Origin of the sequence: Serratia sp. PF-27 (genome assembly GCF_030053255.1) — a bacterium.
GTDB classification, from domain to species: Bacteria; Pseudomonadota; Gammaproteobacteria; order Enterobacterales; family Enterobacteriaceae; genus Serratia; species Serratia bockelmannii.
This window is the reverse complement of the sequence record NZ_JASGBT010000022.1, coordinates 398052-407269: the sequence shown is the minus strand read 5'-3', so window position 1 is coordinate 407269 and position 9218 is coordinate 398052. Positions and strand designations below refer to the sequence as shown.

General features: G+C 61.7%; 6 protein-coding genes. All 6 read right to left on the bottom strand.

The genetic code is table 11. The features are described 5' to 3' along the window. Positions 1-7: 7 nt before the first annotated feature. The 6 genes from QMZ29_RS21360 to mrcB all read right to left on the bottom strand — a co-directional run bounded on the left by QMZ29_RS21360 (position 8) and on the right by mrcB (position 9140). Positions 8-160: a Hok/Gef family protein gene (locus QMZ29_RS21360; protein WP_004937610.1), complete on the bottom strand. Its 153-nt coding sequence runs from the start codon at positions 158-160 to the stop codon at positions 8-10. Positions 161-465: 305 nt separating this feature from the next. After that, the gene (gene fhuB / locus QMZ29_RS21355; RefSeq protein WP_261425176.1) at positions 466-2454 is read right to left on the bottom strand and encodes a Fe(3+)-hydroxamate ABC transporter permease FhuB; all 1989 of its coding nucleotides are present in this window, start codon (positions 2452-2454) and stop codon (positions 466-468) included. Then, on the bottom strand, positions 2451-3359 hold the full coding sequence (gene fhuD, locus QMZ29_RS21350; protein WP_049296224.1) for a Fe(3+)-hydroxamate ABC transporter substrate-binding protein FhuD: 909 nt from the start codon (positions 3357-3359) through the stop codon (positions 2451-2453). The genes fhuB and fhuD overlap by 4 nt, the downstream gene beginning before the upstream one ends. Continuing rightward, positions 3359-4156: a Fe3+-hydroxamate ABC transporter ATP-binding protein FhuC gene (gene fhuC / locus QMZ29_RS21345; RefSeq protein WP_099817512.1), complete on the bottom strand. Its 798-nt coding sequence runs from the start codon at positions 4154-4156 to the stop codon at positions 3359-3361. Before fhuC ends, fhuD begins: the two co-directional genes overlap by 1 nt. Positions 4157-4203: 47 nt before the next feature. After that, positions 4204-6396: a ferrichrome porin FhuA gene (gene fhuA, locus QMZ29_RS21340; protein ID WP_261425173.1), complete on the bottom strand. Its 2193-nt coding sequence runs from the start codon at positions 6394-6396 to the stop codon at positions 4204-4206. Positions 6397-6647: 251 nt separating this feature from the next. After that, a complete protein-coding gene (gene mrcB / locus QMZ29_RS21335) occupies positions 6648-9140 on the bottom strand; it encodes a bifunctional glycosyl transferase/transpeptidase (RefSeq protein WP_025304218.1) in 2493 nt (830 codons plus the stop codon). Positions 9141-9218: the final 78 nt, after the last annotated feature.

Sequence of the window (9218 nt, the reverse complement as noted above, 5' to 3'; positions counted from 1 at the left end):
GGTTGCCTTACCGTTCGGATTCGTAAGCCAAAATGGCCGCAACCTCCGTAGTGCCCGATCGGATACGCAGCTCACACAGCGTGCTGCGGGTTATCCATGCCAGTGATATTACCGTGGCACAAATAACCACCAATTTTAACAGGCTCCGTTTGTTCGGCATCATGCCTTCTTCTCCTTGCCTCGCGGCGGGTAAGAGGCTAACTTAACGTTGTCGTGCGTTAGAGTAGGCCTCGGGTTGATGGATATCGACTCGGGGCTTTTCTCTTTGTATCTTTCACGCAGGCTCCAGAGACAAAGATCCAGAGCACCCGCCCGCAGTATATTCACCTCCCCCTCTCTTCCCGCGTTCCTTTTCACGTTAAATGTCTTTCTTGCGCAGCGGCACGCAACGCCTTGCAAGGCGTTGAAAAAAGGCCCAGCAACGCAGGGCCATTGAGGGCGGAGAAAGCAAAGTAGGGCTGAAGCTTACGACGTCTGCTTACGCAACAGATAAACGAAGTACGGCGCACCGATAAAGGTCGCCAATAACCCGGCGGGGATCTGATACGGGAACAGCAGCATACGCCCGCACCAGTCGGCAAACACCATCAGCAAGCCGCCCAGCAGCGCGGCGATCACCATCTGCGGCAGCGCGCGGCGGAAGCCCAGCATACGCGCCATATGCGGCGCCATCAGCCCGACAAAGCTCAGCGGCCCGACGGTCAGGGTCGCCATGGCGGTCAGGGTGGCAGCCAGCAACAAAATGGTCAACCGCGCCGGCGTCAGCGCAATGCCCACCGAGCGGGCGGTGGCGCCGCCGAGCGGCAGGATGGTCAACCAACGGCGGCACAGCGGCGCCAATACCATCAGGCCGGCGGCCACCAGAGCGGTACGCAGCGCCTGCGCCGGCTCCACCGAATAGGTCGAACCGGAGAGCCAGGTCAGCAAGCCCCCCATACGCGGATCGCCGCTGGCCAACAGCAGGAAGATGACGGTAGTAAAGGCGGTGCTGAGCGCGATACCGGCGAGCAGCATGCGTTCCGTCGAGAAACCGCCGCGGCCTGCGGCGATCATGATGATCAGCAGCGTAGCGGCCGCTCCCAAACTGCCGGCGGGCAGCAGCCAAACGAAGGCGTCGCCCGGCACCATAAACAGCATCATCACGACGCCAAAAGCGGCGCCGGAGCTGATCCCCAACACTTCCGGGCTGGCCATCGGGTTGCCGGTCAATTTCTGGATCAACGTGCCGGCGACCGCCAGCATCATGCCCGCCGCCAGCGCCGACAGCACCCGCGGCCAGCGCCACGGCAGCAGGGAATCCAGCTCCGCACCCAGGCTCCAGTGCCAACCGCCGGCATTTTTGCCCAGCATCAGCGCCAGCGTCAGACCGATCAGCAATACGAGGCCACCCAGCAGGATCCAGCCGGACAGATTCCCGCGCTCGGCAGGCACCTTGTCGCCAAGGTTCATCGGCGGCGGCGTGGTGGCGCTGCGCAAACGCGGCAACAGCCACAGCAGCAGCGGTGCGCCGAACAGCGCAGTGGCCGCGCCGGTCGGGATCTCACGCCACACCTGCGTCACCCCGAGCATCACCTGATCGGTCAGCCACAGCAGCAGCGCCCCCAGCAACGGCGCCAACATCATGCGGTGCGCCAGGCGGCGCGCGCCCAGCATCTTCGCCATCAGCGGCGCAAACAGGCCAATAAAGCCGATAATGCCCACCGCACTCACCAACATGGCGCTGAAGATAATGGCCAGCCCCAAGGCGCAGAAGCGCGCCATCGATAGCCCCAACCCCAGGTTGCGCGCCACGCCGTCGTCCAGCCCCAGCAGCGTCAGCGGGCGCAGCAACAGCGCCGCCAGCAGGCCTGCCACCAGCAAACGCGGCAGGAGGAACTGTACGGCGCTCCAATCCTGTTGGTTCAGCGCGCCGGTGCCCCACAGGAACATGCCCTGCAGCTGATCGTAATGAAACAGCGCCAACAAGCTGTTGACCGCGCCGCAGTACAGTCCCAACACCAGCCCGGCCAGAATCAGCGTCACCGGCGACATCCGCTTGCCCCAGGCGACGCCGAACACCAGCCCGCCCACCACAATCGCACCCACCATAGCGGCCAGCTGGCGGGTAAATTCGCCCCCCGGCAGCACCCACAGCGTGGCGATGGTCAGGCCGAGCTGCGCACCGGCGGCCACGCCGAGCGTCGACGGTTCCGCCAACGGATTGCGCAACACCTGCTGGAACAGCACGCCGACCACCCCCAGGCCAGCGCCGGCCAACAGCGACACCGTCAACCGAGGCAGCAGGCTGTAATGGAACAGCATTTGCCGCACGTCGTCGATGTCCGGCGCGCTGAGCGCCCGTGCCCATTGCGCCGGCGGCAGCTGCTGCGTCAGGTTGTATATCGTCAGGCCACCTGCCGCCGCCAGCAACAGCAGGATCAGCGTCAGCGGTAATTTCCGGATGCCAGCATTCATGCCGCACTCTCCTGAGCCTGTGCCAACAGGCGGCAAAACCGCATCGTCGACAGCGTGGCACCGTAGAACCACACCGCCGGCACCTGCCGCAGCTGGTTTTGCCGCACGAAGGGCAATGACTGCCACAGCGGCGTCGCGCTGACCTTGTCCATCATCGCCTGATTGCCGTGATCGAGATAAATGACTCGGGCGTTACGCACCGTGGCCAACCGTTCAATCCCCACCACCGCCGTGCCCCAAAAGTCGGTTGGCTCCTGCCAGGCATTGCGGATGCCCAGTTGGTCCATCGCTTCCTGGAACAGGCTTTTCTGGCCGATGATCAACGCATGGCGCGTGTCTATCAGGGAAAACAGCAGCAACGGTTGGCGGGTGTAGCTTTGCAGGCGCTGACGCGCGTCCTGCATAAAGCGGTCGAACTGCGCCAGGTGGTTTACCGCCCGGCTTTCTATGCCCAACCGCTGGCCCAGCGCCAGCAGCGACTGGCGGGCGACGGTCAGCGGTTTGCCGCTGCCGTCGTTGAAGCCGAAGCTCATGGTTGGCGCGATGGGTTGGATTTTTCGCGGCGTCGGGCCATAGCCCTGCGACAGCAACACCAGCGAAGGCTGGAGCTGCTGCAGCAGTTCGAGATTCGGTTCGGTGCGCTGGCCGACGTCGACCACCGTCGCCGGCAGCTTCGGCTCCGCCACCCACAGGTTGTAGTTATGCACATCGGCCACCGCCAGCGGCGTCACGCCCAATGCCAACAGCAGCTCGATCGGCAGCCATTCCAGCGCCGCAACGCGCGCGATATCCGGCGGCGCCTCCGCCGCCCGCCCGGGCAACGAACCCAATAGCGGCGACAGCGCGAGCGCCATCAACAAACGGCGGCGCAGCGGATCGTGAGAAGAAGTGAATGCAGAGGACATCAGTAGACAAAACTCACCGGCGCGCCGCCGCTCGGATGCGGCAACGTGCCCATAGGAATACCGTAAATTTGCTCCAGCACCGGCCCCTGCATCAGTTCCAACGGGCCGCCCTGGGCAATCATTTCACCGCCGCGCAGCGCCACCAAATGGTCGCAGTAGCGCGCCGCCATGTTGATGTCGTGCAGCACAGCGATCACCGTGAGATCGCGTTCGCGGCTCAGGCGCTGGATCAGCGCCAGCACCTCAACCTGATGCGCGATATCCAGCGCCGACGTCGGTTCGTCAAGCAGCAAACAGCGGCTGTCCTGCGCCACCATCATCGCCAGCCAGGCGCGTTGGCGCTCGCCGCCGGACAGGCTGTCCACCAGCCGGTTGGCGAACGGCTTCAAGCCCACCAGCGCGATGGCCTCTTCCACCTGTTGACGATCGTTGGCGCCAAAACGCCCCAGCGCGCCATGCCACGGATAACGGCCGACGGCCACCAGCTCGCGCACCGTCATGCCTTCCGCCGCCGGCAACTGCTGCGGCAGGTAGGCCACCTGGCGGGCGAAGGATTTGCTGTCCCACTGCGCCAACGGCTGCCGATTGAGCAAGACCTGGCCGCCGCTGGGCGCATGGTGCCGCCCGAGCAGTTTCAACAGGGTGGATTTACCGGAACCGTTATGGCCGATCAGGCCGCAGACTTTGCCCTGGGGAAAACTGAGCGACAGCGGTTGCAGCAGCACCCGGCCGGGGACGGCGAAGCTGGCGTTATCCAGCGCAAAGGCCGCGCCGGGATTAAGAAGTTTGTCCTGCATAGATCCTGCTTTGTCCGGGGCGACGCGGCGCCACCCCGGCTATCCGGTTAGAAACGGAAGGTTGCGGTGGCGACCACCTGGCGTTCTGCGCCCCAGTAGCAGGCGTAGTCGCGGTAGCAGCTCGACACGTAAGTCTTGTTGAACAGGTTGTTGATGTTGACGCCCACGGACGAGCCCGGCAGGCCAAAGCGCGCCAAATCGTATTTAATGGTCGCGTCCACCAGCGTGTAGTCCGGCACCTTGAAGGTGGTGTTATCGCTGTTGAAGCTCGAGCTGGAGCCGACGTAACGCACACCAGAACCCAGCGTCAAACCGCTCACTGCCGTTTCGTGGAAAGTATAATCCGCCCACAGCGACGCCATGTGTTTCGGCACTTCGACGGTCGGTTTGCCCTGATAGGTATTGTCCTTGGTGTACTTCGCATCGGTATAAGTATAGGAGGCGATCAGGTTGACGTTGGCATTCAACGCCGCCTTGGCTTCCAGCTCCACACCGCGCGAACGGATCTCGCCGCTCTGCACGCTGAACTGCGCGTTATCCGGATCCGGCGTCAGGTTGTTGTTCTTGGTCAGTTGATACAACGCACCAGTCAGCACGATTGGGCGATCCTTCGGCACGTATTTCACACCGGCTTCATACTGCTTGCCGATCGAGGGCTTAAAGGTCTGGCCATTGATTGACGTATCGAGGGTCGGTTCAAACGACTCGCTGTAGCTGAAATACGGCGTCACGCCGTTGTCGAACAGGTAATTCAATCCGCCGCGCCAGGTAAACTGCCCATCGGAGCGTTCGTTGGTGTACCCGAGAACGCGGTTATTGGCCGACGTTTTCGCCCAGTCATAGCGCCCGCCCAGCGTCAACAGCCACTGGTTCCACTCCCCTTGCTCCTGCACATACAAACCGGTTTGCTCCTGACGGTTCAAGTACTTGTATGGGAAGTTGATATTGACCACATCATTGCCATACTGCGGCTGGGTCATGCTCAGGCCGTCTGTGGAACCATAGTCGGAATTGATATCGTTGCGCATACGCGAATAATCTACGCCAAACAACAGCGTATGGTCGATATCGCCGGTTTTCACCTTCGCCTGCGCCTGAGTATCAACCGCAAAATTGTTCAGGTGCTCTTTCGACTGAACGTAAGCGCGATTGATCGTTGTCGGTGATGACAAGCCGAATCCGTATATGCTCTTCATATCGGTGTCCACCTGCATATAACGCAGATTCTGGCGCACCGCCCAGGTATCGTTGAAGGCGTGTTCGAAACTGTACCCGATCATCCGCTGCTTGCGCGCCATATAGTTGCTGGCTTCGCCTTCGTTGAAATCGGTCGGCAGTTTGCTGCCGTCCGGCAACGGGATCAGCGTGCCCTGCTTCGGCAACCAGCCGTAATAACCGGTATAGGGATCGTTTTGAATGTTGGCCAGCAGTGTGAAGTTGGTTTTGTCATCCGGGCGCCAGCTAAAGGACGGCGCGATCGCATAGCGCTTCTCTTTGCTCATGTTCTGCTGCGTATCGCTGTCTTTCGCCAGGCCAGTCAGGCGGTAAGAATAGATACCCTGATCGTCCAGGGCGTCGCTGAAATCGAAACCGGTCTGGAACAGGTTATCGGTACCCATTTTGAACTGGATTTCGCGCAGCGGCTCGGTGGTTGGCCGCTTGCTCACCATCGAGACCAAACCGCCCGGGTTGCTTTTACCGTACAGCACCGAGACCGGGCCGCGCAGCAGCTCGGCGCGTTCGAGGAAATAAGGATCGATGGACGCTTCGCTGTAATTGTCGCCCAGCAACCGCAGGCCATCCAGATACTGGGTGGTGTTGGTAGCCGGGAAGCCGCGGATTGCCACCGCGTCATAGGTCGTGGAGCTGCCGCGGCTGGCGAATACGCCCGGCGCATAGGCCAGCGCACTTTTCACCGTATCCGGCTGGCGCATGTCCATCTCTTCACGCGTCACCACGGAAACGGACTGCGGGTTCTTTTCGATCGGCGTGTCGGTTTTGGTGCCAGTGGCGCTACGTTTGGCGACATAGGTGCCGACCGGCCCCCAGGCGCTTTCCTGCTGGGCGGAATTGCTGCCGCCCACAACGGTAATCGTGTCTTCCTTGGCTGCCGGCTTGGCGTCGGCGGAAAAAGCTGGCATCGCCAGCGTGCCTAACGCCGCAGCGACGGTGATCGCTAACGCGCTGACGGGGAGACGGCCCTGCTTGGCCGCGGATGATGAAAGACGCTTGGTCGGCATGATTTATTTCTCTGATGAATTATTAAATGACGAATGTAAACGATAATAATTATTATAAGCGTCGCATTTTATGCAGAAGCCAAATTAAACTGCAAGCCGAATTCATAGGGCAAATAGGTTAAGGATTAGGCGCTTAGCCATGTAGTTAACAGGGAAATAAAACGAGCGGAAAAACAAAAAAGCCCGCAACCACGGTTACGGGCCTAATAACAAAGAAAAAATTTTCACCGGGGCCGACGCCCCGGTAGCGATTACTGACCGAACATATCCTTGATCCAGCCGGCGACGCCATCGCCATCTTTTTGCTCACCCGCCGCCGGTTGCTGCTGTTGCTGCACCGCCGCCTGGCTGGCCTGGCACAATCCCTGCGGATTGTCGGTCCAGACCGGGATGGTGCGCCAGCTGCCGCCGCCGCAGATAAAGTTGCCGGCAGAGTCGATGCTCATCTGGTTTATGCCTTCCGGCGGCTGCAGCATCAGCGGCAGCGGCGTCTGGTTTTCCAGATAGCGGCGATACAGGGTCAACGCGCCGTTGGCGCCGGTCAGCTTGGCCGGGCCGTTGTTGTCGCGCCCCACCCAGGCGATCGCCACTTCCTTGCCGTCGATGCCGGCGAACCAGCTGTCACGCAGATCGTTGGTGGTACCGGTTTTCGCCGCCAGGTTGTAGTTCGGGAACTTCACCGACAGCGAGCGGGAGGTCCCGCGCGCCACGCCCTGCTGCATCGCGTACAGCGTCAGGTAAGCGGCCTGCGCCGGCACCATGCGCTCCGCCTGCGGGAAGCTCTGGTACAGCACCGTGCCGTCTTCGGCGATCACCGAACGCACCGCCGACAGTGGCGCACGGTTACCGCCGCTGGCGATGGTCTGGTACTCCTGCGCGACTTCCATCGGCGTCAGGCCGATCGCCCCCAGCAGCATCGAAGGCACCGGATTGATCTCCGCTTTCGGGATCCCCAGGCGTTGCAGCGTGGCGCTGATCTGATCCAGCCCGACCGACAGGCCGAGGTTCACCGTCGGCACGTTCAGCGAGTTGGCCAACGCATCCACCAGCATCACCTGACCGCGGAATTTGCGATCGTAGTTGTTCGGCTGCCAGACGGCGCCGTTCGGCTGTTTCAGCGACAGCGGCGCATCCGCCAGCCAGGTGTTGAGGCGGTATTTGTCCGGCTCGGACAGCGCGGTCAGGTACGTTGGCGGTTTGGCCAGCGAGCCGACCAGGCGTCGCGCCTGCATGGCGCGGTTGAAACCGGCGAACTGCGGGTTGGCGCCGCCGACCATGGCGCGTACTTCACCGCTGAAGCGATCGACGATCACCATCGCCGCTTCCAGATCCTGCAGGTGACGCGCAGCGCGCAGCGCCGGGATGCCGTCTTCGACCGCTTTTTCCGCCGCGTCTTGCGACACCGGATCCAGCGTGGTGAAGATCTTCACGCCGGACAGGTCATTGACCTTATCGCCCAGCTTGGTTTGCAGTTCCTGACGCACCATCTGCATAAACGCCGGCTGTGGCGTAATGACGCCGCCTTTCGGCTGCACGCCCAGCGGACGCGCGCTCAGCATGTCATACAGCTCGCCGTCGATCACGCCCTGGTTCTGCAGCAGTTTGAGCACCAGGTTGCGGCGTTCCAGCGCCAGTTTCGGGTTGCGCCACGGGTTATACAGCGACGCGCCCTTGACCATGCCGACCAGCAACGCCTGCTGATCGAGGCTCAGCTCGTCCACCGGACGGCCGAAGTAATACAGGCTGGCCAGCGGGAAGCCGCGGATCTGGTCGCTACCGCTCTGGCCGAGGTACACCTCGTTCAGATACAGCTCCAGGATGCGGTCTTTGCTGTAACGGTAATCCACCAACAGCGCCATATAGGCTTCGTTGGCCTTACGCCACAGCGAACGTTCGTTGGTCAGGAACAGGTTCTTCACCAGCTGCTGCGTCAGGGTACTGCCGCCCTGCACCGCACGACCGGCGGTCAGGTTGGCCAGCACCGCGCGGCCGATGGAGTACGGGCTGATGCCGTCATGCTCATAGAAATGGCGGTCTTCCGTGGCGATCAGCGTGTCTACCAACAGATCCGGGAAACCGGAACGCGGCACGAACAGGCGCTGTTCACCGTTAGGCGACTGCAGCATGGTGATAAGACGCGGATCGAGGCGGAAGAAGCCGAAGCTGCGGCCGCTGTCCAGATTTTCGATCTTCGCCAGACGGTTGTTCTGGAAATCGAGGCGGGCGCGGATCTGCCCTTCTTTACCATCCGGGAAGTCGAACGGGCGGCGCAGCATTTCGATGCTGTTGGCCTGCACGGTAAACTCGCCTGGTCGCGTCATGCGGCTGACCTGACGGTACTGCATGCCCTCCAGCAGGTTGACCATCTCCTTCTTGCTGTACGGCATGCCCGGTTCCAGGTTGACCATGCGGCCGTACACCGCCGCCGGCAGCTGCCAGACTTTACCGTCGATGCGGCTGCGGATCTGCGAGTCCAGGTAGACGCCATAGATCGCCAACAGGACGGCGATCACCAGGATCAGTTTGATAAACAGGCCAAGCCAACGGCGTTTTTTACGCGGCGGAGTCGCTTTTACCTTACGCGGCATGCGTTCCTCCTCCTCTTCATACTCATCATCGTCATACTCGTCTTCTTCGTAATCGTCATAATCGTCGTCTCGGCGACGGCGCGGCGGCTTGCGCGACGCGGTGCTTTTTGGTTGTTTTCCTTTGCGCCCGATGGGCTCGCGGTCATCCCCAGCCATGGCTGTTGTTCTCCGAGCTTGCCGACACTGCCGGCCATGATTAGTCGCTTAATCTGTGCCTACGCCGCAGCGCTGACC

Coding starts and splice junctions, on each gene's coding strand:
- QMZ29_RS21360 (WP_004937610.1), bottom strand. CDS start 160: ATGCCGAACAAACGGAGCCTGTTAAAATTGGTGGTTATTTGTGCCACG.
- fhuB (WP_261425176.1), bottom strand. CDS start 2,454: ATGAATGCTGGCATCCGGAAATTACCGCTGACGCTGATCCTGCTGTTG.
- fhuD (WP_049296224.1), bottom strand. CDS start 3,359: ATGTCCTCTGCATTCACTTCTTCTCACGATCCGCTGCGCCGCCGTTTG.
- fhuC (WP_099817512.1), bottom strand. CDS start 4,156: ATGCAGGACAAACTTCTTAATCCCGGCGCGGCCTTTGCGCTGGATAAC.
- fhuA (WP_261425173.1), bottom strand. CDS start 6,396: ATGCCGACCAAGCGTCTTTCATCATCCGCGGCCAAGCAGGGCCGTCTC.
- mrcB (WP_025304218.1), bottom strand. CDS start 9,140: ATGGCTGGGGATGACCGCGAGCCCATCGGGCGCAAAGGAAAACAACCA.